We start from the raw sequence: 24,884 nt of genomic DNA, 5'->3' as shown, positions 1-24,884 counted from the left end.
CCAACTGGTTAGAAGTTGAAGTAATTTTTTGCGTTGTGGTAGCAGATATCCGACACGATCTTACCCAGCCATTTTTCGTCGGCGGGTAGCTCGCCGTTGGCCACATCGCGGCCGATCAGGTTGCACAAAATGCGGCGGAAGTATTCGTGGCGCGGGAAGGAGAGGAAGCTGCGCGAGTCCGTCAGCATGCCGATGAAGCAACTGAGCAGGCCCATGTTGGACAATGCGTTGATCTGTTTCTCCATACCATCTTTCTGGTCCAGGAACCACCAGGCAGAGCCGAACTGGATCTTGCCCCTGACAGAGCCGTCGTTGAAGTTACCGATCATGGTACCCATCACTTCGTTGTCGCCGGGATTGAGGTTGTAGAGAATGGTCCTGGCCAACTGGTTGGAACTGTCGAGCTCGTTCAGGAACCGGGACAGCGCCACGGCTTGTGTAAAGTCGCCGATCGAGTCGAAGCCCGTGTCGGGGCCGAGCAGGCGCAGCATCCGCTCGTTGGTGTTGCGCAGCGCGCCGAGGTGGAATTGCTGTGTCCAGCCCTTCTGGTGATAGCGACGGCCTAATTCTACCAGTGTGGCGTATTTGATATACTGAACCTCTGCTTTTGTCAGCACTTCTTTCTTCAGCAGTTTGGCGAAGATCGTTTCTGCCGAGAAGGTCTGTTTGTCTTCGGGAAAGTAAAGCTGCTCCAACCCGTGGTCGGAAAGCTTGCACCCCAGGCTATGGAAGAACTCGATGCGATTTTCCAGCGCCGTGATCAGGGACTTGAAGCTGTTGATCGTTACGCCGGCGGCAGCCGATAGCTTTTCGAGATAGGCGTTATACGTTACCGGGTTTTCCACGGCATACGCTTTGTCGGGGCGGAATGTCGGCAGGATCGTCATGTTAAACCCGCTGCGTTTGATCTGCTGATGATATTCCAGCGTATCGGCGGGGTCGTCGGTGGTGCAGACAACTTCGACTTTCATTCGCGTCAGCAAGCCGCGGGTGGTATACTCATCCTGACGCAGCTGGTCGGAGCACTGCTGGTAAATGGCATCTGCCGACTCGGGCGTGAGGAGCTGGTCGACGCCGAAGTAGCGTTTCAGCTCCAGGTGCGTCCAGTGGTACAGCGGGTTGCGCATGGTATAGGGAACGGTCGTAGCCCACTGCCTGAACTTATCTTCGTCGGAGCCGTTGCCGGTGATGTATTTTTCGTCGATGCCCAGCGTGCGCATCGCGCGCCACTTGTAGTGATCACCTTCCAGCCACACTTTGGTGAGGTTCTCAAACCGGCGGTCGCCGGCGATGTCCTGTGGCGACAGGTGACAGTGGTAGTCGATGATGGGGAGATCTTTGGCGTACCGGTGGTATAACGTTTGAGCGAAATCGTTTGTAAGCAGAAAGTCTTCGGTCAGGAAATGCTTCATAGCGCGATGGGTTGTCCGGGTGATGATACTGGGGATTATTTCTTCCGCAGGGAAGACTGCCGGATGATGAGCTCCGGCTTGAGGACGATTTTTTGGGGGATGAATTTTTTCTGGTCGGCGTTGACCTCTTCGAGGAAGATCTCGGCGGCGGCGTTGCCGATGCGCATACTGTGCTGCTCTACGGTGCTGAGCGAGGGGTCGGTAAAGGAAGTATAGGTCTCATTACTGAAGCCCACCAGGGCCACCTGGTCGGGCACGGCAATGTTGTTCTCTTTTAACACCTGCAGTGCACCTACTATGCCCAGCGCGCTGGCGGAAAATATACCATCGGGCCGCTCGCGCAGCTTGAGCAGTTGCTCGGCACTGTTGCGGCCGTCTTCCAGTTGTAAATTGCTTTCGATCACGAGCGATTCGTCATACGGCAGGCCGTTGTCGAGCAACGCTTCACGGTAGCCGCGCAGACGCTCTTTGAAGATGCTGATCTTGCGCGTATTGGTAAAATGTGCGATACGGCGGCAGCCTTGCTGGATCAAATGCTCGGTGGCTTTGTAAGCGCCCAGGAAGTCGTCGATCACCACGCTGCTCACCTCCAGCTCGTCGTTGGAACGGTCGAAGAGGATCAGCGGGATGCCGCGTTCTTTTACTTTCAGGAAGTGATCGAAGTTCTGCGTTTCCTTACCGTGCGAGGCAATGACGCCGTCCACACGGGCGTTGAGCAGGGCCTCGACGGTGGCGACTTCCTTTTCGTAGTTATCGTACGTCTGGCAGATCATGACATTGTACTGCGAGCCATTGGCGATCTCTTCGATGCCGCGCACGACGGAGGAGAAGAAGCTCCGGTCTGCCGTCGGTACGATGATGCCGATGATCTTACTCTTGCCATTGCGAAGGGCGGCCGCGATGTGATTCGGCTGGTAATTGAGCTTCTGTGCCGTTTTCTGAACAGCCTTCTTCGTTTCGGCACTGATGCGCGGGTGGTCTTTCAGGGCACGTGATACTGTGGAGGCTGTGATGTTCAGTTTCCGGGCAATATCGTGTATGGTCGCTTTTTCCTTCTTCATGGTTGACGCTTCATGCTTACACGTTCTTACGGCTCGTTGGCCGGCTTGCCGATGGTTGCTAATATACCACCATCGACGTAAATAATCTGCCCATTGACGAAGTCGCTGGCGGCAGAAGCCAGAAATACCGCGGTGCCGCGGAGGTCGTCGGGATCGCCCCAGCGGCCGGCGGGCGTACGATTGAGAATAAACTCGTTAAAGGGATGGCCCCCCACGCGTATCGGTGCCGTCTGCTCGGTGGCAAAGTAGCCCGGTCCAATGCCGTTCACCTGTATATTATACCGGGCCCATTCCGTGGCCATGTTTTTGGTCAGCATCTTCAGACCGCCCTTGGCGGCGGCATAGGCCGTGACGGTATTGCGGCCCAGCTCGCTCATCATCGAACAGATGTTGATGATCTTGCCTGCCTGGCGCTGCACCATGTATCTGCCCACATGCTTGGAAACGATAAAAGGCCCGACGAGGTCTACATCGATGACCTGTTTAAAATCTTCGACTTCCATTTCCAGGATAGGTGTGCGCTTAATGATGCCGGCATTGTTCACGAGGATATCGATGCTGCCTACTTCCGCTTCGATGCGCGCAACGGCCGCCTGTACGGCCTTGTCGTCGGTAACATCAAACAAAAAGCCGGAGGCCTGGATGCCCTCGCGGGTATATTCCGCCAGGGCCTGCTCCATTTTGCCGGGCGAGTGGCCGTTGATGAGCAGGTGTGCGCCGGCTTGCCCCAGGCCTTTGGCCATGGCCATGCCGAGTCCGTGGGTGCCACCGGTGATCAGGGCACGTTTGCCGGTAAGATCGAAGAGCGCGCTCATCGCAGTTCAGGGGGTTTGACGCCATCCATATCGCTATAGTCCAGGTTTTCGCCGGCCATCCCCCAGATGAAGGTATAATTGCTCGTGCCGGCACCGCTGTGGATCGACCACGGCGGTGAGAACACGGCTTGATGATTTTGCATCCAGATATGCCGGGTCTCCTGCGGCTCGCCCAGGAAGTGACACACGGTCTGCCCCTCGGGCACGTCGAAATAAAAATAGGCTTCCATGCGGCGGGCGTGTGTATGGGGCGGCATCGTATTCCAGACGCTACCCTTCTGCAGCTCCGTCAGGCCCATTTGCAGCTGGCACGTTTCGAGCACGCTGTTCACCAGCAGCTTGCGGATGATGCGGTGGTTGGACGTTTCGATCGAACCGATCTCTACCGTCTCGGCGTCCGCGAGCGATACCTTGCGTACCGGGTATGCGGCATGCGCCGGCGCCGAGTTGAGGTAGAACAGCGGCTTGCCGGCGCCGGGCAGGAATGTAACTTCTTTTATACCGCGCCCTACATAGAGCGCTTCTTTGTTTTGGAGCGTATAGGATTGACCATCCACCAGCACATCGCCGGCACCGCCGACGTTGATGATGCCCAGCTCACGACGCTGCAGAAAGAAGTCTGCTTTCAGGTCGTCGATGGGCGTGAGGGACAGCGGCTGCGATGCAGGCGCGGCACCGCCCACGATGAGGCGGTCGTAATGCGAATAAACCAAAGAGATCTCACCGGGTACAAATACTTGCTCTACCAAAAAGGCCTCGCGAAGCTGGGCCGTGGTAAAGGTCTTGTAGGCGGAGGGGTGATGGGCGTATCGGGACGTGTGCAACATAATGTGTAATCGGTTGCGCAATATAAAGCAAAAAAAAGGGATAAAGTGAAATGCCGCTGTGGGTACTTTTTTCAGGATTTTATTGGAATCGGTCCCAATCCATATAGAATACCGTTAATGCTGTGAAATTTCCTTAAAATAAAATCCATCCAGAAAATATTTGAAATATTCTTTGGTGGAGTTAAAAATCCTTTCTAAAATGCAATCGATTGCGCAATACGAACGATTGCACAATCGACTTAAAGGCCTCAAAAACCTTTAAAAAGGACATGTTTTAGCAAGTATACTCAATCAAACAACCCAAACCCTATGATGCACATTTTACACTCTTCCGCCCCGGCTGCAGGGGGCTCCGCCAGGAGCTTGTGCCGGGCTGCTCTCTGCTCGTTTATGCTGGTGGTGACGCTTGTCCACCAGGCCCATGCGCAAGACGTTACTGTCAGCGGTATTGTTACATCGACAGAAGACGGCGCACCGCTGCCCGGTGTGTCGGTCATCATTAAAGGTACCACGACGGGTACCACCACCGATGTAAGCGGCAGCTATCGCCTGCAAGTCCCCAACCAAAATGCGGTCCTCATCTTCTCCTTTATTGGTTATGCACCGCAGGAGATCACCGTGGGCACACAGACAACAGTGTCCGTAAACCTGCAGTCAGACCTGACACAGCTGTCGGAGGTCGTCGTTGTGGGGTATGGCACGGTCAAGAAAACCGACCTGACGGGATCCGTTGCAGCTGTAGACCCAGAGCAGATCGTACGCCGCGGATCGCTCGGTACGGTCGAGGCTGTGCAGGGCCAGGTAGCCGGCGTAGACATTTCAAATCCCTCGGGCCGTCCCGGCGCGAATTTCAAAGTGCAGATCCGGGGGCAGCAATCGCTCAGCGGTGGTCAGCCGCTGTATGTCGTTGACGGCATGATCACCGAGAACATCGACTTTCTCAATCCGCAAGACATTGAGCGCATCGACATCCTGAAAGATGCCTCGTCCACGGCCATCTACGGATCGCGGGGTGCCTACGGGGTGGTGATCGTCACCACCAAGCGTGGGGCCTCGGTCAAACAAAAGGCCGTGATCTCTTACGATGGTTATTACGGTGTGCGCGATGCTGTGCGCATGCCCGACTTCATGGACGGCGATAAGTTCTGGAACTTCCGCCAGGACTCGTACATCACCGGCTTTATACAGGCCAAACAAGCCTACGACAGCAATGCCGGTAACAACGCCACCAACAAAGACGAGATCAACCGGCGTGTAGCGGAGAAAGATTACACCGACTGGCCAAGCCTCCTGATCCGCACGGGTCGCCAGATGAATCACTGGATCGGCATATCCGGCATGGGCGAGAACAAACTCGGCTATACGCTGGGCATGGGCTACCAGGAAGAAGAAGGCAACATTGTGCACGACAACTACAAGCGCTACAATCTGAAAGCGAACGTCAGCCAGACGTTGAACGATCGCTGGGCCGCCGGCGGGAGTGTAAACCTATCTATTGCCGAACGCGAAGCCGGCAGCAGCAATGCCATGGTCAACGCCTTCCGCATGTCGCCGCTGCTGAAGCCTTACTTTACCGATTATCCCGACTCATTGATCGTACAACCCGGGAAAGACCTTCCGTATACGGATTTTACCAGCTCGGTAAACCCGCTGGTGGATATGGAAAATGCATCGAACGACACGCGCACCTATTATGCATTGGCGAATGCCTTCGTAGAATATACACCCATCCGCTGGCTGAGCGTACGCACCTCGTTCTCGCCCCGGTTTAAATACGAAAAGACGGGCAAATATTTCGGCACCAACTCCGAGGGGCGGGTCGCCACGCTGCCTGACGCCGAGATCAATACGCTGGAGTCGTTCTCGTATATATGGGACAACCAGGTGACCTATAACAAGGTGATCGGCGACCATGCCATCAACGCCATGGGCCTGTACTCACTCAATATGTTCCGCGACGAGACTGTGTTCGCCTCGGCGACCAAATTGCCCTATAACTCGGGCTTTGAAAACCTCGCCACGGCGGACCCTACCAACCAACGCTCTGACTCAGACTTTAAGAAGTGGACGCTGATGTCTTACGCCGTGCGGTTGAACTACGCATGGCGCGACAAATACCTGTTCACGGTATCGAATCGTTGGGACGGCGCTTCGGTACTGGCAGAGGGACACAAATGGGCGTCGTTCCCTTCGGCGGCGGTCGCGTGGAAGATCAACGAAGAGAGCTTTATGTCGGGTATCCGGCCGGTGGACGCGCTGAAGCTGCGCGTGAGCTACGGCCTGACGGGTAACAACCAGAACGTAAGACCGTATGATACCTATATATCCGTGACTCCACTCTATTACGATTTCGGTGGTACGCCGCTGGCGGGTTACCCGCGCACGGGTATCGTGAGTCGCTCACTGGGCTGGGAGCGGACGCAGGAAGTGGATGCGGGCGTGGATTTTTCGTTGTTTAGCGGTCGTGTAACCGGTACGGTGGACTACTATAACAAGTTGACCAAAGACGTGATCCTTGCCAAGTCTATTCCATTCGAAACCGGCGGATACTTTGACCCGAATGATCCGTCCAAGCCCACAGGCCCTACCGTACGCGATAACATCGGTAAGGTACGCAACAAGGGGGTGGAAGTAGCCCTGACCACTGTCAACGTCAGCACGGATGCCCTCACCTGGACGACCACGTTCAACTTCGCCAGGAATACCAACGAGATCGTCGAGCTCATCGGCGGCAAGGTAGACGACATCGCCAACAAATGGTTTATCGGTCAGCCCATCAACGTGAACTATAACTATGTGTTCGACGGCATCTGGCAGGCCGACCAGGTGGAAGCGGCAAAGCAATATGGACAGACCCCCGGCCAGGCCCGCGTGAAGGACTATGGCGACGACAACAAGATCACACCCGCCGACCGCCGTATCCTGGGCACGGCCATGCCGAGCTGGACGGGTGGTTTCTCGACCACCATTGCGTATAAAGCTTTTGATCTGTCGGCGTCGTTGTACACCCGCCAGGGCGTGCAGGTACTGAGCCCTTTTCACCAGGAGTTCCTGAACTTCGAAGACCGGGGCCGTGCCAAGCTGGATGTGGATTGGTATATGCAGGAAAACAACGTAACGGCCACGCGGGTGTCAAACGAGTATCCACAGCCCAAGAATTCGGGTAAATACTGGAATACGGAGAACGTTGGTTTCTACCGCGACGCAAGCTTTGTAAAAGTAAAGAACATCACCCTGGGCTATACCGTACCCACGGCGATGCTGGAACGCGCGCGCATTTCCAGCTTGCGCGTCTATGCCAACGTGCTGAACCCGTTTGTGTTCACCGACTACGACGGATTTGATCCGGAGTGGGCCGATGCCACGTATGCGAACGGTGGGATCAGCTCTGTAACCTATCAATTTGGTGTCAACCTCAAATTCTGATGACGATGAAAGCAACGATTAAAAATATAGGAATGGCCGCGCTGCTGGTCGCAGGCCTGGCGAACTGCAATGACTACCTCGACGAAGAAAACCCTTCGAACATTTCCGATGCCGACTTCTATAAAACCGCCAACGGTTACGAGGCCCTGGTAAGCAGCACGTATGCGTCCTTGCGGGAAGTATATGAGTTTCCCTGGCTGTTCCTGGCGGGGACAGATGAATTTGTAGAAGGGCGCAACGCGCAGCCGGAAGGTATCAGCGAATACCGGAACCTGTCGTCCAACGACACGCAGGTCGAGACCTTTTTTGGGGCATGCTACAAAGCCATCGGCCGGTGTAATACCGCCGTGTATTATTATGACCGCACGGAAAAGACTGCCACTCGCGACAATCGCCTCGGTGAGGTAAAATTCCTGCGGGCGTATTATTACTTCCTGCTGGTGCAGCAATTCGGCGGGGTGAGCATCGTCACCGAGATGTACGACGAGCCGGCGTATGACTTTACGCGTAACCCGGCGGCGGAAGTATATGACTTTATTTTGCAGGATCTCACGGAGGCATTGGCGCTTGTGCCGGAAACGACAACATCCTTTGGCCGCATTACCAAGGCGGCTGTATTGCACTACCTGGCCAAGGTACACCTCACCCGCGGCTATGAAACCTTTGCGGCGGATGACGACTATGCAAAGGCTGCGGCCTATGCCGACCAGGCCATCAACGGCAAAACGCTGACGATTTCATTCGAGGATCTTTTCTGGCCGGGCAAGGAGAAAAATGCGGAAGTACTTTTCTCTATTCAATTCGATAAGAGCTCGATTAAAGATGCCGCCAACGACGGCAGCAATCAGAACTATTGGTTTGGGCCGTATATGGGCGGAGAAGGAGCCAAGAACGGCTATCCTTATCGGGCCTTCCAATTAATGCCTACTACCTATGTCCACAGCTTGTTTACGGAAAACGATGCACGCTGGGAGGGGACATTCATGAACGTGGTTTACAGCCGGTATTATGATTTCTATGACAAATCGAAAGCGGACCGGGCCAATATGAATATATCCTACTACTATCCGCAGTCGTGGGAGGCCGACACGGCCGCCTGGCGTGCCGCCGATCCGGCCCGCCGCGCCAAGACACGTATCATTCCTTTTGGCGATATTTGGATGGGTACTTCGGGCGTGGGCATCGACTACAGCGCGCCGGCCGTGCGCAAATTCGACGACCCTACGTCAACTTTTTCGCTGGGCGGCAGCAGCACCCGCGATATATACCTGGCGCGTCTGGCGGAGACTTACCTGATCGCAGCCGAGGCGTACCTGCAAGCCGGCGATGCAGCCACCGCGACCTTGCGCATCAATGAAGTGAGGCGCCGTGCGGCCAAACCCGGCAAGGTGGCCGAGATGCAAGTGACGGAGGCCGATGTCGATCTCGACTTCATCCTGGACGAGCGTGCCCGCGAGCTGCTGGGTGAGTACGACCGCTGGATGGATCTGCGGCGCACCGGCAAGCTTGTCGAACGCACCGAACTCTATAACCGCGACATTAAACGGAAGTACTTTGGCAACAATATCAATCCGTTTGAGGGCGTCGACGGCCAGCTGAAACTGCTGCGCCCGATCCCGCAGAAAGCACTCGACCTGAATCAAAATGAAGGGTACGAGCAAAATCCTGGCTATTAGTGGCCAGCATGTAGTATTTGGGTTATGAAAGATTCCCGCCGGGCGCCATGGGTGTCCGGTGGGGTCTTTTGCAATGATGAAGTGAGATGAGAAACACTGTAGTAATAAAAGTATTGACAGCCCTGATCGTGTGCTGTTCATTCACGATAAAAGAAGATGCTCCCCGCATTTTCCTGATCGGCGATTCCACCATGGCCAACAAGTCCGCGTCGGTAGCGCCGGAGACCGGATGGGGCATGATCTTTCCCGACTACATCCGGCTGCAGGTTGAGAATCATGCGGTGAATGGGCGCAGTACCAGGAGCTTTCGCACGTTGGGGCATTGGCGTACCGTGTATGAGAAGCTGCGTCCGGGCGACTGGGTGTTTATACAGTTCGGTCACAACGACTCCAAAGAGTCCGACACCAGCCGCTATGCGCCGGCGCGCACGGATTACCGAAAGAATCTGGAACGCTACATTGCCGAGATCCGCAGCAAAGGCGCGAGCCCGCTGCTGATCACACCGGTGATGCGCCGGAAGTTTGACGAGCAAGGCAACTTCGTAGACCAACATGGCGATTACCCTGCCGTGGTAAAAGAAGTGGGCAAGGCTCTGCGCGTGCCGGTGCTGGACCTGCACACAAAAAGTCGTGAAGTGATCGTACAGCATGGCGTGGAAGGCTCACGCCTCCTATTCCTGAATCTGCCGCCTCGTGTGTGGGAACATTATCCCGAGGGCAAAGAAGACAACACACACTTTACCCGCTACGGAGCGGCCTGCATGGCATCGCTGGTGGCCGCCGGCCTGCGTGAATTAAACCTCGATCTGTCGAAAGAATTGAAACAGCTGCCGGTGGGTAACAAATATGTATACGAGCTGCCCAAGGTCATGGAGGTGGCTTTCCGAAAGGACACGTTCAATATCGAGCAGTATGGAGGCAAAGGCGATGGCCTTACTTCCAACACCGACGCTATACGCCGCGCTGTGGAGGCGTGTCATGCGGCGGGCGGCGGCACGGTGTTTATACCGCGCGGCTTGTGGCTGACCGGCCCCGTGGCATTAAAAAGCAATGTGAACCTGCATGTTTCAACCGGTGCCGTACTCCAATTTACCGATCGTACAGAAGAATATCCCATGGTAAAGACCAACTGGGAGGGCCTGGAAGCCATACGCGCACAATCGCCGCTGTCTGCAGCCGATGTAGAGAACATTGCCATCACCGGTGGCGGCGTGATCGACGGTGCGGGCGATGCGTGGCGCCCGGTAAAGAAAAGCAAGCTTACGCCACCCGAATGGGAGCACCTGGTAAAATCCGGTGGCGTGTTAAACGAAGCGGGCAATACCTGGTATCCTACCGCGCGGGCGTTGAAGGGCTCGCTGGTGAAACGTCCCGGTGTAATAGCCGAGGGATATGATATCGCGAAGGCCGAAGAGATCAGAGAATTTCTCCGGCCGAACCTGCTCAGCATCGTGCGGAGCAAGCGCGTGCTACTGGAAGGCGTTACATTCCAGAACTCACCTGCGTGGTGTCTGCACCCGTTGCTTACGCAACACCTCACGTTGCGCAGCCTGACCGTACGTAACCCCTGGAATGCCCAGAACGGCGACGGTGTAGACATCGAGTCGTGCCGGAACGTGCTGGTAGACCAGTGTACCTTTGACGTTGGCGATGACGGTATCTGTATCAAGTCCGGTCGCGATGAGGAAGGCCGCAAGCGCGGCGTGCCGACGGAGGATGTGATCGTACAACGCTGCACCGTCTTTCACGGTCACGGAGGTTTTGTCATTGGTAGCGAAATGAGCGGCGGTGCCCGTAACATCTTTGTGTCCGACTGCAACTTTCTGGGGACCGATGTAGGCCTGCGTTTCAAGACAACGCGCGGACGAGGCGGTGTCGTAGAAAAGATCTATGTCGACAACATTCGCATGAGCGGCATCGGCGGCGCGGCCATTTTGTTTGACATGTACTACATGGCGAAAGACCCGCTGGCGATGTTTGCCGGCGATGAAAAGCCGTCTATAGCCTTTGAACCCGTCACGGAAGCGACGCCGCAGTTCCGCGACTTTCATATACGCAACGTCGTCTGTAAAGGCGCCGAAACGGCCATCTTTGTGCGCGGCCTGCCCGAGATGAATATACAGAACATCTCGCTGAGCGATATTGCCATTCGGAGCAAGACCGGCTTTGTCTGCACAGAGGGTAGCCACGTCGCGCTGCGCAACGCCACGTTGCAATGCACCAGCGAGAGCGTGGTAGAAGTACACGACAGCCAGGACCTGGTGCTGGAAAATGTGCGTACGGGAAACAACGATGTGTTTGTACAAGTAAGCGGCAGCCGCTCCAAAGGCATACAGCTGGTCGGCGCCAACGGCGCGGGCACAAAAAAAGATATAGTATTAACCAACGGTGTATCGGCAAAAGCCGTGCGACGGAAATAAGCGAACGATATGATAAAAAGAGGGAACCTTATGCGTGCAACCTGGATTGCCGGTATTTGTTTGGTAAGTATTTGCTGCAAGGCACAGGAGAAGGGTTGGGGGCAACGCATGGCTGCCACGATCATGGCCACCCATCCCGACACGCTCACGGTAAAACCATATGTTACGCACGGCAAGGAAACAGCCAACACGAAACCCCGCCGTCCCGCCAACTGGAACTACGAGCAGGGTGTGACCTTAAAAGGCTTTGACGACCTGTGGCGTTACACCGGCGACAAAGTATATTTCCAATACATGAAAAAGATGATGGATGCGTTCGTCCGTGCCGACGGGACCATTCGCACGTACGACCTGGTGGAGTACAATATCGACCATATCACCCCCGGCCGCATTCTATTGACGCTCTACCAGGAAACCCACGAAGAAAAATACAAAAAGGCCGTAGACCAGCTGCGCGAACAACTGCAGTGGCAGCCCCGCACGAAAGAAGGCGGCTTCTGGCACAAGCACCGGTATCCTTACCAGATGTGGCTCGACGGCCTGTACATGGGCGGCCCATTCTATGCCGAATACACGAAAGTATTCAAACGCGACAGGGATTTCGACGACGTCGCCAATCAATTCATCTGGATGGAGGCGCACGCCCGCGACGCCCGGACGGGTCTGCTATACCACGCCTGGGACGAGAGCAAAAAACAGCGCTGGGCCAATCCTACCACTGGCCAGTCTCCCGAGTTCTGGGGCCGCGCCATGGGCTGGTACATGATGGCCCTCGTCGACATGCTCGACTACCTGCCAGCCAACCATCCTAAACGGAAAGACGTGATCGCCATTCTTCAACGTCTATCGACCGCGTTGGAAAAATATCAGGACGAGAGCGGGGTATGGTATCAGATCATCGATAAACCCACCGTTGCCGGGAACTACCGGGAGGCCTCGGCGAGTTGCATGTTTGTCTATGCCATCGCCAAAGGCACACGCCTGGGTTACCTCGACAAACGCTTCAACGCTGTGGCACGGAAGGGGTATGACGGACTGTTGAAGAACTTTATTGAGAAGGACGCTGATGGTCTGATCCACCTTACAAAAACGTGCAGTGGCGCGGGCCTTGGCGGTAGTCCCTATAGAGACGGCTCGTTTGCGTATTATATCGGTGAGCCCTTGCGCGTCGATGATTTGAAGGGCGTGGGACCGTTTATACAAGCTTCAATCGAATTGGAACGCATGACGCCATAAGATGAAAAAATTATTTATACTGCTGACGGTCCTGACAACATCGGCACTAAGTGCCCAGGACCTGAAAAAAAACTTCCCCCAGGCATTCACCATAAAGGTGACGAACGCCGGCCCCACGGGCCGGGCCGATGCCCTGGTGTTAGTTACAACTGCGCAACTAAAAAAGTCAATTCCCCAGTTCAATCCCAGGGCGTTTGCCGTCCTGGACGGCACGACCGAAATTCCGAGTCAGTATAACCATGGTGGCGCTGATGCCGGGGTGGCTTTCGTTCTCGATACACTCGCGCCCTCCGTTGCCCGCACGCTGACCATCCGGTTCCATCCCACCGCTGCTATCGCGCGCAACTATCCTAAGCGCACGCAAGCGGAGCTATCCCATAAAGTAGAGGGTGCCTGGCAAGGCCGGGAGTATATGGGCGGAAGATTCCAACCCGTCACATCCCTGCATGTGCCGCCGGAGCATAAGGACCACTCGTGGTTCATCCGTTATGAAGGGCCCGGCTGGGAGTCGGACAAGGTCGGCTATCGTTTTTACCTGGATCAACGCAACGCCACAGACGTATTCGGCAAAAAGACCACCGACATGGTACTCCAGCAAATCGGCCTCGACGGCTTCGAATCCTATCATCACATGCAGCCGTGGGGCATGGACGTGATGAAGGTCGGCAAGGCCGTGGGGCTCGGGTCGCCGGCGATACTTTCGAATGGGCAGGCTGTACGGATTGAAAAGACGGATAGCGTACGTTGCCGGATCTCGGAAAATGGTGTGGTGTACTCGGCTATTGAAACGCACTATGCAGGTTGGCAGGTGGAGGGCAAGAAGTACGACGTGCAGTCGGAACTGTCTATCCATGCGGGTACGCGGATAAGTCATCTGCGGTTGATGTTCTCGCAGAAGCCGGAGCATTTTTGTACCGGCATTGTAAAAGATAAAGCGGCCCCGCTGGTGACGAAGAATGGAGATGACAAACATTGGGGGTATCTGGCGACATTTGGTAAACAGAGTTTGAATGATGATAACCTCGGGCTTGCCGTATTCTTCAAGCCCAGAGAAGGAACGGGCTTTACGGCGGATGCCTATAGTCACCTTGTGCAGCTAACACCGGCAGACAAGCTGGTGGAGTATTATTTCCTGGCGGCCTGGGTAGGGGAGCCGGGCGGAATCGGGACGGAGCAGCAATTCTATGCTTATCTGGACGGTGTTGCTGCAGCGTTGGCAGTGCCGGTGAAGGTCGAGGTGGTGAAGTGAGACAAATGATCGATATGAGATTTATACTGATCTGCAAGATCGTTGGGGCCAGCATCACCACAATGGCCCAGGTCTACACCTCCGACCAGAACAACGGCACGTACCGCAACCCCATACTACATGCGGACTACTCCGACCCTGACGCCATCCGCGTCGGCGACGACTACTACATGACCGCCTCCAGCTTCGACGCCGTTCCCGGGTTGCCGCTGCTGCATTCCAGGGACCTGGTCAACTGGTCGCTCGTGGGCCATGCGTTGCCGCGTCAGCCGCCCTACGATCACTTTGCCAAAACACAGCACGGCAACGGTGTATGGGCGCCTGCCATTCGGCACCACGGTGGCCTGTTCTACATTTATTATCCCGACCCGGACTTTGGCATATACGTCACTACTGCCCCGCAGATTACCGGTCCCTGGAGCGAACCTGTGCTGGTAGAAGCCGGCAAAGGACTGATCGACCCCTGTCCCTTGTGGGATGACAACGGGAAAGTATATTTGGTCTATGCCTACGCCGGGAGCCGCGCCGGTATAAAAAGCGTACTCGCGATAAAACGCCTCAACCCCGAGGGCACCCGCACGCTCGACGCCGGTACATTGATATATGACGGCCACGGCATAGATCCTACCATCGAAGGCCCGAAGCTGTACAAGCGTAACGGCTACTATTATATCTTCGCACCCGCCGGCGGAGTCTCTACCGGCTGGCAGTTGGTGTTGCGGTCGCGCAACATCTACGGTCCCTATGAGCGTCGTGTGGTGATGGACCAGGGCACTACCGCGATCAATGGCCCGCACCAGGGAGCGTGGGTCAACACACCCACCGGCGAAGACTGGTTTCTGCACTTCCAGGATAAGGGCGCCTACGGCCGCATTGTACACCTGCAGCCCATGCAGTGGCGCGGCGACTGGCCCGTCATCGGGATGGATCAAGACGGCGATGGCAAGGGAGAACCTGTGGCAACCCATAAAAAGCCCAACATCGGAAAGACTAAGGCATCTATCGCAGCACCGCCTGAAAGCGACGACTTCAACAGTGGCATCCTGGGCCTGCAATGGCAATGGCAAGCAAACCCTGCGGCCATGTGGTCGTTCTTGTATCCCGCAAAAGGCGTACTGCGCCTTTATGCGGCGCCGATACCCGTCGACGCGAAGAACTATTGGGATATACCCAACATCCTGTTACAGAAATTCCCCGCGGAAGAATTTACGGTCACCACCAAGCTCGCTTTTTATCCACACTCAACGCTACCCGGCGAGGCCGCCGGCCTGATCGTTTACGGACAGGCCTATGCCATGCTCGCGCTACGCAATACCCCGGAAGGAGTACACCTGGTACACGCGCGTTGCGCGGACGCTCCCGGCGGCAAGCCGGATACGGAGAGGTCAATAGCAAAAATGAAAGACAGCACAGTATATCTGCGCGTGACCGTTACCAAAGAAGCCCGTTGTCAATTCAGCTATAGTACCGACGGCACAACCTATACACCCGCCGGCGAAATGTTTCAGGCCGAGCCCGGCCGCTGGATTGGCGCCAAGACCGGGATCTTCTGTACCCGCACCGGTAAGACGAACGACGCCGGTTACGCAGATTTCGATTGGTTCACTGTCACGCCCGTAAAGCCCTGACACATGAAGAATCGTCGTATAACCTGGACGATCGTGCTGGCGATATTCACGCTGCACGTCCGTGCGCAGTCCACACTGGCACCGGAAACAGTGTCCTATGATTTTATAGTAGCGCAGGATGGTTCCGGCGATTTTCGCACGCTTCAGGATGCCTTCAACGCCGTGCCTGATTTCCGCAAGAAACAAACACGGATCCTGCTCCGAAAGGGAGTCTATAAAGAGAAGCTCACGCTGGCAACGTCCAAAACCAACGTCCGCCTTACAGGCGAAGGCGTGACCAGGACCGTCGTGACCTACGACGACTATGCTTCGAAGAAAAATCGCTTCGGCGAAGAAATGGGCACAACCGGTTCATCCTCCTTCTTTGTATTTGCCGACGACTTCCATGCCGAGAACATCACCTTCGAAAACAGCGCCGGGCCGGTAGGGCAGGCGGTAGCCATGCGGATAGCCGGCGATCGCGTGATGTTTCAGCATTGCCGTTTCCTTGGCCATCAGGATACGCTCTATCCCTTCGGAGAGAAAAGCCGGCAATATTACAAAGACTGCTATATCGAAGGCACGGTCGATTTTATCTTTGGCTGGTCCACCGCTGTCTTTGATCATTGTACGATCTTTTGCAAAAAGCCCGGTGGCTATGTCACCGCAGCATCTACGCTGGAAACCACCGCGCACGGCTTTGTTTTCCTCGACTGCAAGATTACGGGCGACGCGCCCGAAGGATCGTTCTACCTGGGCCGGCCCTGGCGCCCCTGGGCCAAGACGGTTTTTATCCGTTGTTATCTCGACAAACAGGTTAAGAAGGAAGGCTGGCACAATTGGGATAAGCCTGATGCCGAGAAGACCGCTTATTATGCCGAGTACGCATCTACCGGTCCGGGGGCCGATAGCAATACACGCGCACCGTGGGCGCATGTGCTCACGGCCGCCGAAGCGGCTGCCTACACGGTCGAAGCGATTTTAGGAGATTGGAAGATAAGCGTACCTTGAGGCAGAATTTAATACACGATATTTATGCCCGTCATTCATGCTGACAAGGCCGCGGTAGCGCAGGTAAAGGAGGGAGTAACCCGTTACCTCATTCACGAACAACAATTGATGACGGTCGTCATCGACTTTAACAACGGCCCGTGGGCGGCGCCCGACCCGCCGCATAGTCATGTACATGAACAGACGACGTATGTCGCCGCCGGTGAAATTATATTCTTTTGTGAAGGCGAGCCGGATGCATACTTGAAGGCCGGCGACATGTTTTGCGTTCCGTCAAACAAGCCGCATACTATTCAGGTATTGACGAAGCATGTGCGGTTGATTGATAGCTTTACGCCGTTGCGTGCCGATTTTCTTTAAAGGAGGGTACGGTGCATGCTAGCCCATAGGAGGATTCCTGGCGCCCAGCAATCCCGGGGCAACGTCGGGGTTGCAGCAGAGATGTGGCACTGTTACGGCAGGGTTGCGGCACAGTTGAAGCAGCTCTATAGGCGCTGCTTTATCTATGCTTCAACTCCGACTGGAATGTTGTTGACGCTTGCGGCAACTGCACTCCTTGTGCGGCGCACTTATGCCAGCTGAGGTGTGTTCGCGCTCACAATTCACACTCCACTGTCTACTGGGCGCCGTCAAACCAGGTCTTGAAATCGCCCACTTTCTCGCGGCTGACGATGATCTCTTTGTCGAATTCCTGGATCATGGTGATCTTTAGTCGGCTGTTGGAATAGATCAGCACGTCTTTGATCGCGTTGATGTTGATGATATAGGTGCGGTTGATCCGGAAGAATACCTGGGGGTCGAGCATGTCTTCCAGCGCTTCCAGCGTATAGTCGATGATGAACTTTTTGTTCTGCCCGGTAACCAGGTATACGTCGCGGCCGTCGGCGTAGAGTAGGCTGATCTGGTCGGCGGTAATGGAGCGGATATGCTCGCCGACCTTCACCATAAACCGGCGCTTGTGTATCGTGCCCGGCGATGCCGTCGCCACCTGGCTGATGCGTTGTGCCTGCACGGCCGGAAATTGCAGCTGTTGCCGCAGGGATTCCATTTTCTTTAAGCTGGCAGCCAGGTCTGTAAACGTCACGGGCTTCAGCAGGTAGTCGATGCTGTTCACCTTAAAGGCATCGAGTGCAAATTCGTTATAGGCGGTCGTAAAGATCACCGGTTTGCGCACCTGCACGGCTTGAAAGATCTGGAAGCTCAGGCCGTCGATCAGTTGAATGTCCACAAAGATCAGGTCGACCTCATCCTGGTGCTGTTGCAGCCACGGTACGGCTGCAGCCACCGAATCCAGCCGGGCCGTTACGACGATAGATGGATCGTACTTCGCGAGATAGCGTTCCAGTTTCTCCGCCGCCGGCAGTTCATCTTCAATGATTGCAACTTTCATAGGGCCTCCAAAGGGGTAGCTTCCTCTACACGAAGCAGCGGTAATTTAATATAATTTTCCTGGTACGCCTTTACCTTGATCAGCGGCAGGTCGCTGTAGAGCGAGTACGAGCGTTGTAACCGCATGAAAGCCACCTCGCTGTCTGCGTACGGTATCAACCGGTCGTTCAGCTTGCTTTGTAGCACCAGGTAGTTGTCTTCTGTGTAGCAGGTAATGGACAACGGCTCGAAACGCGTCACGATCGTGTTGCGCACGATGTACTCTACCAGGATGGGCAGCGACCCGGGTATCAGCATCGCGTCTGTCAGGCCTTCGTCGTCGGTTACTTCGAGTGTGAGCTGGCCGAAGTACCGCTCATTCAACAGCCGCACCAGGTTTCGTGCCGCGTCAATTTCAGTTTCTGCCGCGATCAGCTCGTGGTGCCGGTTCGTCAGCACATACCGGTAGGCGGTGGCCAGCGAGTCGATGTATGCTTCCGCCTTCTCTACGTCGCGGTACATAATGCCGATCAGGCTTTCGAGGCTCTCGTACAAAAGCTCCGGATTGATGTCGTGCTGGAACTCCTGCATCTCTACTTCCAGGGTTGCTTTGTTTTGCATTTCTGCTTGTAGCTTGAGCGTATTTTCCTGGTGGAGATAATAGTCGCTGATGTAAAGCAGGTTGTATAGCGCCGCCGTTACGGCAAAGATGGAAAAGAAGACCGCGAACTGCTCGTTCGTCATGCCAAAGCCGATCACGTATTGAAAATACAAGTGCAGTCCGACCATGACAAGGCCTGTGGACAAGATCAGCGTAGCCAGCGCCTGCGTCATGATCAGCCGCGCGGTACGTTTATCGCGTTGAAAGCGATGCTGCAGCACGATCACTAAGCGACACGATTCAAAGGCCAGGTACGTAAGCCCGATGCACAGGTACAGCTCCTGGCTGTTGAACAGGTCGTTGATCTGGGCCACGGTGTCGTTGATCATCAGGACCAACAAGTAGACCAACGCGCCATAAAAAGCGGGCGCCAGGATGCGGAAGACGGGGTGATGAATAAAATACCGTTTCATGCGTGGCCGTTCAGTTGAGGTTTCAGCTTGGGCGGAAAGAGTATGAGCGGAAGCGATACGGTGAATTTCTCATCGTCACGGATCTCGATCTTCTTGTCGGTAAAGAAACGGTAGCGCTTTTGGATATTGTCCAGGCCGATCTGGAACGACGTAACACCGTTGGCTGTGCCGGTTTTGGTGTTGATGACTTTCAGCCGGGTGTTGTCTTGCGCGGTAATGTAAATGAACAGCTTCTTGTCGGTATGCATGGGATTATGCTTCACCGCGTTCTCGATCAGCATCTGCAGGGTGAGCGGGGGGATCTTGCTGTTCATGATGTTGGGCGGCAGGTTGATCTCCACGTGCAGCTGTTGCTGAAAGCGGATACGGAGCAGGTAATAATACGACTCGACAAAGCTGATCTCTTCTTGCAACGATACATACGGTTTGCTGCGCGTCGTCAGGATAAACTGGTATGTCTGCGCCAGGCGGCGGATAAATTGTTCGGCCGACGGTAGGTCTTTATACAACAACGACGAGATGGTGTTCAGGCTGTTAAAAAGGTAGTGCGGGCTGATCTGGCTTTTGAGCGCCTCGAACTGCAGCTCCAGCTGGCGGCGCTCCCGTTGCAGCTTTTCGATCTGCGTGACCGTGTAGTGCTGGTACGAAAAGAGCAGCGCGTAGATGACATTGTACATGAACAACGCGGCCAGGTAGAGGATCGTCAGCTTCCAGTACAGATCCGCATCGCGCGCCGAGAAGCCCGGCCACAGCACATTGCCACCGGCCACCGAAAGGAATGCCGCACCGGCAGCAACGGTCACGCCCAGCGCCAGCAGCACATCGGTGCCATAGCCGACCAGCAGCCGCGAGGTGAAGTACGTGCGCCAGGGGATCCACCGGTCCAGCGCGCTGTTGGCGAAGTATAGGGTCACGGCCAGTATACTTCCGGTCAGGATGCTGAAAAGTATACCGGAGCCGCTGCGCTGCAGGTCGGGAAACGTTCCCGTCTCGCTCACGTGCAGGTACACGAAGAGCATGAAGAAAAACACAACGGCCAGCAGGATGATCCAGGTAAATCGGCGGAGCGGATGGCGCATAGGGGTAAATTACGAAATCGCGTGGTCAAATCAATCGAGCGCCCGTAAAACCCGTCCGTAGTAGGTCTCCGACGAGATCGAACGCGCCACCTCGCGATAGGTATCTTTCAGCGGCGTACCACCGGCCTTCACCCGGTTGGCGGCACGTGTCATGACCTCGGTCTTATAGTGATCGGAGTCCATGCTATGCACCACCTGCAACACCGAGGCCAGCTGCCCGTCGGTTTTGACTTCGGCCACGGCCTGTTGCAGTACCTGTGATTTGTAGTGGTCGCTATCCATCGCCTTGCAGAGGTCTAGTGTCGTGGCCAGCAGATCGTCGTTCAGCGACTCCTGTTTTAACAACCGACCCAACACTTCCGACCGGTAGTGATCCGACTCGATCGACCCCAGGATCTGCGCCGTGCTGGCGATGACCTCCGGTGTCAGCTTCTTCGACAGCATTTCCTTGATGATCTCCGACAGGTAGTGATCCGACTCCACGTGGCGTGTCGACTCGATCAGGTTTTCGTACGAACGCTTCGACAGGTTGGGCTTGTTCAGCGCACGTTTGAGAATTTCCGTTTTGTAGTGATCGGACTCGATGGCCGTCGTCGTTTCGATCAGCTTTTCCATGGCGACGTCGCTCAGGTTAGGTTTTTGTAAGAGCGCTGTCAGCACTTCGGTAATATAATGGTCCGACTCGATCTCGGATGCGGCTTGCAATGCGGTGGTAATATTTTCTTGTGTAACGTTATCGCCCCGCAGCGCCTCTTTGATCACCCCGGCACGGTAGTGGTCTGATTCGATCTGCAACGTGGCGCTGAATACCGCCGCCGAAGCTTCCTTCGTCTGAATGAATTTGCCGATGTTGTTGCGGAGGAACTCGGCCTTATAATGATCGGAGTCGATCTTGCTGCTAACGGAGCGGATGATGCCGGCATATTCCGCCACCGGCACCGGCTGCTTCATGAGCAGCGCCGCATATTGCGCCCGCACACCGTCGCCCTCCAACCGGTTGATTTCGTTTAGCACGGCCGTTGCGCCGCCCTTCCGGAAGAAGCGCTCCACGCGGGCCTCGGCGGAGATTCCCGTGGTGCGTACCACGGTGGGCAGAATGTCTGCCAGCCAGGCTTTGCCGCCATCCTCCCACGACGCCAGCGTGCGGCCCTCGTAATAGGAACGTTTCAGCTTGCCGCCGCCCTGCGATTCGATCACCACCGAGCGCTTGCTGCCAAAGACGGTCTTGCTGATCTCGAGGTAGCCGCCGTCTGACAGCGACTTGATATCGCGATCGTCGTCGGTCACTTCCACGCGGCCGCGCAGCTCCACGTTGAACTCGCTGCCGTTGGTTTTCTGCGACCAGCGGTAACGATCGTTGTCGATGTGGACAGAGGTTTGTGTTTTGGTATTGGCAGATACGGTCTGACCGGATACCGGGTGCAGCAGCGGAATGAGCACCGCCAGGATAAAGGATGACAACAGGATGCGCGTTTTCATATGCCTGAATGAGTTTATGCCGTGATTAACGGTACAAGGATGGTAAGAAGATTCAGGCTATTAAAGAGATGTGTCGTGAAGTGTTGAACGGGTGTAGTGAACTGTAGCTTCACGGCGGTCGGGAGACAGCCATCATACCGGGCACCGGTCGCCACCCGAAACGGGCGAAGACCGGCGCCAGATACTAGGGCAGGAGGTTACAGCGAAACACCCCGTTTCCAGGGGATGAAGTCGTCCTGGCCGAGGGCTACCGATTTGGCGGTAACGCGGCCGCTGGCCACTTCGATGATGAAGTCGAGAATCTCCTCGCCGACCTGGTCGATGGTTTTTTCGCCTGATATAATCGAACCGGTGTTGAAGTCGATGATGTCGGGCATGCGCTCGGCCAGCTTGGTGTTGGTCGAGAGCTTTACGACCTGCGATACGGGGTTGCCCGTAGGCGTGCCCAGGCCGGTGGTAAACAGAATGATCTGTGCGCCCGAGCCGGTTGTGCCGGTGGTGCTTTCTACGTCGTTACCAGGCGTACACAGCAGGTTGAGGCCGGGCTTTTTGATATACTCGGCGTATTGCAACACATCGGCTACCGGCGCGGTGCCGCCTTTCTTGGCCGCTCCTGCCGATTTGATCGCGTCCGTGATCAAACCGTCTTTGATGTTGCCCGGAGAGGGGTTCATATCAAAGCCCGAGCCCACGGCTTCGGCAGCGTTGGAGTACGTACGCATCAGTTTAATGAACAGCTCGCCGGCAGAATCTTCTTCGCAGCGGTTGATGAGCTCTTGCTCCACACCGCACAGCTCGGGAAACTCGGACAGGATCGTGCTGCCGCCCAGCGTCACCAGCAGGTCGGATGTATGACCGATGGCCGGGTTAGCAGAGATCCCCGAGAATCCATCAGATCCACCGCACTTCAGGCCTACCACCAGCTTGCTGAGAGGAGCAGGCTTGCGCTCGATCTTATTGGCTTCCACCAGTGCCGCAAAGGTCTGGCGAATGGCTTGTGTCAACAGCTCTTGCTCGGTTCCGCTTTGTTGCTGGTCGAGGATGAATACCGGTTTGGCACCCTTCGGGTCCAGCTCTTTCAAACGCTCTTGCAATGTTTTGATCTCGGCGTTCTGACACCCGAGGCTCAGCACGGTAGCGCCGGCCACGTTCGGATGGTGAATATAGCCTGCGAGGAGCTTGCACAGGGTTTGTGCATCCTGCCTCGTGCCGCCACAGCCGCCCTGGTGCGTGAGGAATTTTACACCGTCAATATTTTTGAAAAGGCGGTTGTCTGTCGCCGCGCCCGCCGGTTGGAACGGCACGGTGTCGAGCGTGGCGGTACCACCGTTGCGGTATGCCTGCACAAGCTCGTGAACATAGTCCTTATAGGCTTCCGGTTTGCCAAAGCCCAGCTCGGTCGTAAATGCTTCTGTAACCACTTCCACGTTCCGGTTCTCACAAAACACCAGCGGCACGATAAGCCAGTAATTGGCGGTGCCCACCTGCCCATCGGCGCGGTGGTAGCCCATAAATGTTTTGTCTTTAAAGGCCGATACGTCGGGTGGCGCCCAGCTATACGCCTTGGTGCGACCCGAGTAGGGGGCGGCTTTGTGTTTGAGGTTATGCGTGCCGATCACGCCACCCTGGCGAATGGGCTGCACCGCCTTGCCTACGAGCGTGCCGTACATCAGCACTTCGTCATCGGGCTGCAGGGCCGTCTCGGTAAATTTGTGTTTGGCAGGAACATCGTCTACGAGTGTCAGCGGCCTGCCGCCGTCTACCGTAAGTGTTTCACCGGCCTTCAGGTCTGTCAACGCCACATAAACATTGTCGGCGGGATGAATTTTCAGAAATCTGTTTGACATATTAATTATTCACGTATCTTGCGCAATCGATTGCGCAATTTACATACTTTTCAATAACAACAAAATTTAATGTTGCGCATTACAAATAACGACAAATCCAGGATGCTTTTCCACTTACCTCGCCATACCTTTTTCATACCGTCGTTTCAGGGCATGGACTACTATTTTTCGTCCTGTACCTGTATGATACTGGAAAAAAACTGGTAGGTTAAAAAAAAGAAACACCATTATGGCCTCTACAACACCCATCGCAACTGCAATCCTGTCCTACGGTATGTCGGGCGAGGTGTTTCATGCGCCGTTGCTGGAAGCGCATCCCGGCTTTGCCTTGCAGGCCATCGTGCAACGTCGTGCACGCACGGCGCAGCGGCGCTATCCGCAGGTACGGATCGCCGGCAGTGTAGCCGAGGTGTTGCAGGATTCTGCCGTCGAGCTGGTCATTGTCAATACACCCAATGCTACGCACGCCGAATTTGTTACCGCTGCCCTCGAAGCAGGCAAACATGTGGTAGTCGAAAAACCCTTTACCGTTACCTCGGGCGAAGCCGGCCAGCTGATCGCCCTGGCGCAAAAACACCAGCGCATGCTGACCGTATTCCAGAACCGCCGCTGGGACGGCGACTTTCTCACGCTGCAACAGATCGTCAACAGCCGGGCCGTTGGCACCGTCGTCGAGCTGGAAGCACATTATGACCGCTTCCGCAATTACATCGAGGCTAACACCTGGAAGGAAGAGAGCGGCCCCGGCACGGGTATACTGTACAACCTGGGCTCGCACATGCTGGACCAGGTCACTACCCTCTTTGGCATGCCCCGCGCGGTAGACGCGCGGCTCGGCATACAGCGCCCCGGCGGCCGGGTAGAAGATTTTTATGACATCCGGCTGCAGTACGACGGCCACCAGGCTATTGTCAAGTCGAGCTACCTCGTGCGGGAGGGGGGCCCGCGCTATAGCGTGCATGGCACGGAAGGCTCGTACATAAAATATGGCCTCGACCCGCAGGAGCAAGCCCTCAAGGACGGCAAGACACCGGGCAGCGCGGGGTGGGGCGTCGAAGACGCCGGCCAGTGGGGTAAACTGAACACGACGCTGCAGGGGCTGCACATCACCGGCCAGGTGGAAACGCAGCCCGGCAACTACCTGCAGTTCTATCACGGTGTATACAACGCGATCCGCGAAGGCAAAGAACCGCCGGTGTTGCCGCAGGAATCGCTCGAAGGGATAAAATTGATCGAAGCGTGCTATGAGAGTAACAGGCTGCGCCAGGCGGTGCGCCTGTCATAACATCACTTCGCA

Annotated in this window: 18 protein-coding genes; 9 read left to right on the top strand and 9 right to left on the bottom strand. The window is 55.7% G+C overall.

The features are described from left to right. Window positions 1-8: 8 nt before the first annotated feature. From uxaC to kduI, 4 genes are read right to left on the bottom strand one after another with little or no spacing between them, the layout of a single operon-like run. A complete protein-coding gene (uxaC, locus tag KK078_RS04495) occupies window positions 9-1,412 on the bottom strand; it encodes a glucuronate isomerase (RefSeq protein WP_254089054.1) in 1,404 nt (467 codons plus the stop codon). Between the two features lie 35 nt (window positions 1,413-1,447). After that, window positions 1,448-2,473, bottom strand: coding sequence for a LacI family DNA-binding transcriptional regulator (locus KK078_RS04490; RefSeq protein WP_254089053.1), 1,026 nt, complete (start codon window positions 2,471-2,473; stop codon window positions 1,448-1,450). Window positions 2,474-2,499: 26 nt separating this feature from the next. Then, the gene (locus tag KK078_RS04485) at window positions 2,500-3,288 is read right to left on the bottom strand and encodes a gluconate 5-dehydrogenase (RefSeq protein ID WP_254089052.1); all 789 of its coding nucleotides are present in this window, start codon (window positions 3,286-3,288) and stop codon (window positions 2,500-2,502) included. After that, entirely contained in the window at window positions 3,285-4,115 is an 831-nt protein-coding gene (kduI, locus tag KK078_RS04480) for a 5-dehydro-4-deoxy-D-glucuronate isomerase (RefSeq protein ID WP_254089051.1), read from the bottom strand. The genes KK078_RS04485 and kduI overlap by 4 nt, the downstream gene beginning before the upstream one ends. A gap of 309 nt (window positions 4,116-4,424) precedes the next feature. On the opposite strand from kduI, the gene KK078_RS04475 reads away from it, so the two are divergent. The 8 genes from KK078_RS04475 to KK078_RS04440 all read left to right on the top strand — a co-directional run bounded on the left by KK078_RS04475 (window position 4,425) and on the right by KK078_RS04440 (window position 17,100). Continuing rightward, on the top strand, window positions 4,425-7,541 hold the full coding sequence (locus KK078_RS04475) for a SusC/RagA family TonB-linked outer membrane protein (protein WP_254089050.1): 3,117 nt from the start codon (window positions 4,425-4,427) through the stop codon (window positions 7,539-7,541). Beyond that, entirely contained in the window at window positions 7,541-9,217 is a 1,677-nt protein-coding gene (locus tag KK078_RS04470) for a RagB/SusD family nutrient uptake outer membrane protein (protein WP_254089049.1), read from the top strand. Before KK078_RS04475 ends, KK078_RS04470 begins: the two co-directional genes overlap by 1 nt. An 86-nt stretch (window positions 9,218-9,303) precedes the next feature. Then, the gene (locus KK078_RS04465) at window positions 9,304-11,637 is read left to right on the top strand and encodes a glycosyl hydrolase family 28 protein (RefSeq protein ID WP_254089048.1); all 2,334 of its coding nucleotides are present in this window, start codon (window positions 9,304-9,306) and stop codon (window positions 11,635-11,637) included. A gap of 30 nt (window positions 11,638-11,667) precedes the next feature. Continuing rightward, on the top strand, window positions 11,668-12,873 hold the full coding sequence (locus tag KK078_RS04460; RefSeq protein ID WP_254089047.1) for a glycoside hydrolase family 88/105 protein: 1,206 nt from the start codon (window positions 11,668-11,670) through the stop codon (window positions 12,871-12,873). A 1-nt stretch (window position 12,874) separates the two neighbouring features. Then, window positions 12,875-14,122 carry a DUF4861 domain-containing protein gene (locus KK078_RS04455; protein ID WP_254089046.1) on the top strand — a complete coding sequence of 416 codons (1,248 nt, stop codon included), beginning with the start codon at window positions 12,875-12,877 and terminating at the stop codon, window positions 14,120-14,122. 14 nt (window positions 14,123-14,136) lie between these two features. Continuing rightward, entirely contained in the window at window positions 14,137-15,750 is a 1,614-nt protein-coding gene (locus tag KK078_RS04450) for a glycoside hydrolase family 43 protein (RefSeq protein WP_254089045.1), read from the top strand. 3 nt (window positions 15,751-15,753) lie between these two features. Beyond that, on the top strand, window positions 15,754-16,740 hold the full coding sequence (locus KK078_RS04445; protein WP_254089044.1) for a pectinesterase family protein: 987 nt from the start codon (window positions 15,754-15,756) through the stop codon (window positions 16,738-16,740). 24 nt (window positions 16,741-16,764) lie between these two features. Then, window positions 16,765-17,100 (top strand): cupin domain-containing protein, encoded by a 336-nt coding sequence (locus KK078_RS04440; protein ID WP_254089043.1) that lies wholly within the window; start codon window positions 16,765-16,767, stop codon window positions 17,098-17,100. Between the two features lie 256 nt (window positions 17,101-17,356). On the opposite strand, the gene KK078_RS04435 is transcribed toward KK078_RS04440, so the two are convergent. From KK078_RS04435 to KK078_RS04415, 5 genes are all read right to left on the bottom strand, one after another. After that, the gene (locus tag KK078_RS04435) at window positions 17,357-18,130 is read right to left on the bottom strand and encodes a LytR/AlgR family response regulator transcription factor (RefSeq protein ID WP_254089042.1); all 774 of its coding nucleotides are present in this window, start codon (window positions 18,128-18,130) and stop codon (window positions 17,357-17,359) included. Beyond that, a complete protein-coding gene (locus KK078_RS04430; RefSeq protein WP_254089041.1) occupies window positions 18,127-19,182 on the bottom strand; it encodes a histidine kinase in 1,056 nt (351 codons plus the stop codon). The genes KK078_RS04435 and KK078_RS04430 overlap by 4 nt, the downstream gene beginning before the upstream one ends. Next, window positions 19,179-20,261 carry a sensor histidine kinase gene (locus KK078_RS04425; protein ID WP_254089040.1) on the bottom strand — a complete coding sequence of 361 codons (1,083 nt, stop codon included), beginning with the start codon at window positions 20,259-20,261 and terminating at the stop codon, window positions 19,179-19,181. The genes KK078_RS04430 and KK078_RS04425 overlap by 4 nt, the downstream gene beginning before the upstream one ends. Before the next feature lie 30 nt (window positions 20,262-20,291). Further along, on the bottom strand, window positions 20,292-21,740 hold the full coding sequence (locus KK078_RS04420; RefSeq protein ID WP_254089039.1) for a hypothetical protein: 1,449 nt from the start codon (window positions 21,738-21,740) through the stop codon (window positions 20,292-20,294). Between the two features lie 197 nt (window positions 21,741-21,937). Beyond that, complete coding sequence (locus KK078_RS04415) at window positions 21,938-23,587, bottom strand: UxaA family hydrolase (RefSeq protein ID WP_254089038.1); 1,650 nt, start codon at window positions 23,585-23,587, stop codon at window positions 21,938-21,940. A 229-nt stretch (window positions 23,588-23,816) separates the two neighbouring features. Between KK078_RS04415 and KK078_RS04410 the strand changes: the two genes are divergently transcribed. Further along, a complete protein-coding gene (locus tag KK078_RS04410; RefSeq protein WP_254089037.1) occupies window positions 23,817-24,872 on the top strand; it encodes a Gfo/Idh/MocA family oxidoreductase in 1,056 nt (351 codons plus the stop codon). The last annotated feature ends 12 nt before the right edge of the window (window positions 24,873-24,884 follow it).

Source organism: Dawidia soli (assembly GCF_018598185.1).
In the GTDB taxonomy this organism is placed as follows: domain Bacteria; phylum Bacteroidota; class Bacteroidia; order Cytophagales; family Cyclobacteriaceae; genus Ohtaekwangia; species Ohtaekwangia soli.
This window is presented reverse-complemented; position numbering and strand designations above follow the sequence as displayed.

What these genes read in the sequence shown, in the direction of transcription:
- KK078_RS04430 (WP_254089041.1), bottom strand. Translation starts at nt 19,182, where the DNA reads ATGAAACGGTATTTTATTCATCACCCCGTCTTCCGCATCCTGGCGCCC.
- KK078_RS04425 (WP_254089040.1), bottom strand. Translation starts at nt 20,261, where the DNA reads ATGCGCCATCCGCTCCGCCGATTTACCTGGATCATCCTGCTGGCCGTT.
- KK078_RS04435 (WP_254089042.1), bottom strand. Translation starts at nt 18,130, where the DNA reads ATGAAAGTTGCAATCATTGAAGATGAACTGCCGGCGGCGGAGAAACTG.
- KK078_RS04420 (WP_254089039.1), bottom strand. Translation starts at nt 21,740, where the DNA reads ATGAAAACGCGCATCCTGTTGTCATCCTTTATCCTGGCGGTGCTCATT.
- KK078_RS04445 (WP_254089044.1), top strand. Translation starts at nt 15,754, where the DNA reads ATGAAGAATCGTCGTATAACCTGGACGATCGTGCTGGCGATATTCACG.
- KK078_RS04410 (WP_254089037.1), top strand. Translation starts at nt 23,817, where the DNA reads ATGGCCTCTACAACACCCATCGCAACTGCAATCCTGTCCTACGGTATG.
- KK078_RS04455 (WP_254089046.1), top strand. Translation starts at nt 12,875, where the DNA reads ATGAAAAAATTATTTATACTGCTGACGGTCCTGACAACATCGGCACTA.
- kduI (WP_254089051.1), bottom strand. Translation starts at nt 4,115, where the DNA reads ATGTTGCACACGTCCCGATACGCCCATCACCCCTCCGCCTACAAGACC.
- KK078_RS04470 (WP_254089049.1), top strand. Translation starts at nt 7,541, where the DNA reads ATGACGATGAAAGCAACGATTAAAAATATAGGAATGGCCGCGCTGCTG.
- KK078_RS04460 (WP_254089047.1), top strand. Translation starts at nt 11,668, where the DNA reads ATGCGTGCAACCTGGATTGCCGGTATTTGTTTGGTAAGTATTTGCTGC.
- KK078_RS04485 (WP_254089052.1), bottom strand. Translation starts at nt 3,288, where the DNA reads ATGAGCGCGCTCTTCGATCTTACCGGCAAACGTGCCCTGATCACCGGT.
- KK078_RS04465 (WP_254089048.1), top strand. Translation starts at nt 9,304, where the DNA reads ATGAGAAACACTGTAGTAATAAAAGTATTGACAGCCCTGATCGTGTGC.
- KK078_RS04440 (WP_254089043.1), top strand. Translation starts at nt 16,765, where the DNA reads ATGCCCGTCATTCATGCTGACAAGGCCGCGGTAGCGCAGGTAAAGGAG.
- KK078_RS04450 (WP_254089045.1), top strand. Translation starts at nt 14,137, where the DNA reads ATGAGATTTATACTGATCTGCAAGATCGTTGGGGCCAGCATCACCACA.
- KK078_RS04415 (WP_254089038.1), bottom strand. Translation starts at nt 23,587, where the DNA reads ATGTCAAACAGATTTCTGAAAATTCATCCCGCCGACAATGTTTATGTG.
- KK078_RS04490 (WP_254089053.1), bottom strand. Translation starts at nt 2,473, where the DNA reads ATGAAGAAGGAAAAAGCGACCATACACGATATTGCCCGGAAACTGAAC.
- uxaC (WP_254089054.1), bottom strand. Translation starts at nt 1,412, where the DNA reads ATGAAGCATTTCCTGACCGAAGACTTTCTGCTTACAAACGATTTCGCT.
- KK078_RS04475 (WP_254089050.1), top strand. Translation starts at nt 4,425, where the DNA reads ATGATGCACATTTTACACTCTTCCGCCCCGGCTGCAGGGGGCTCCGCC.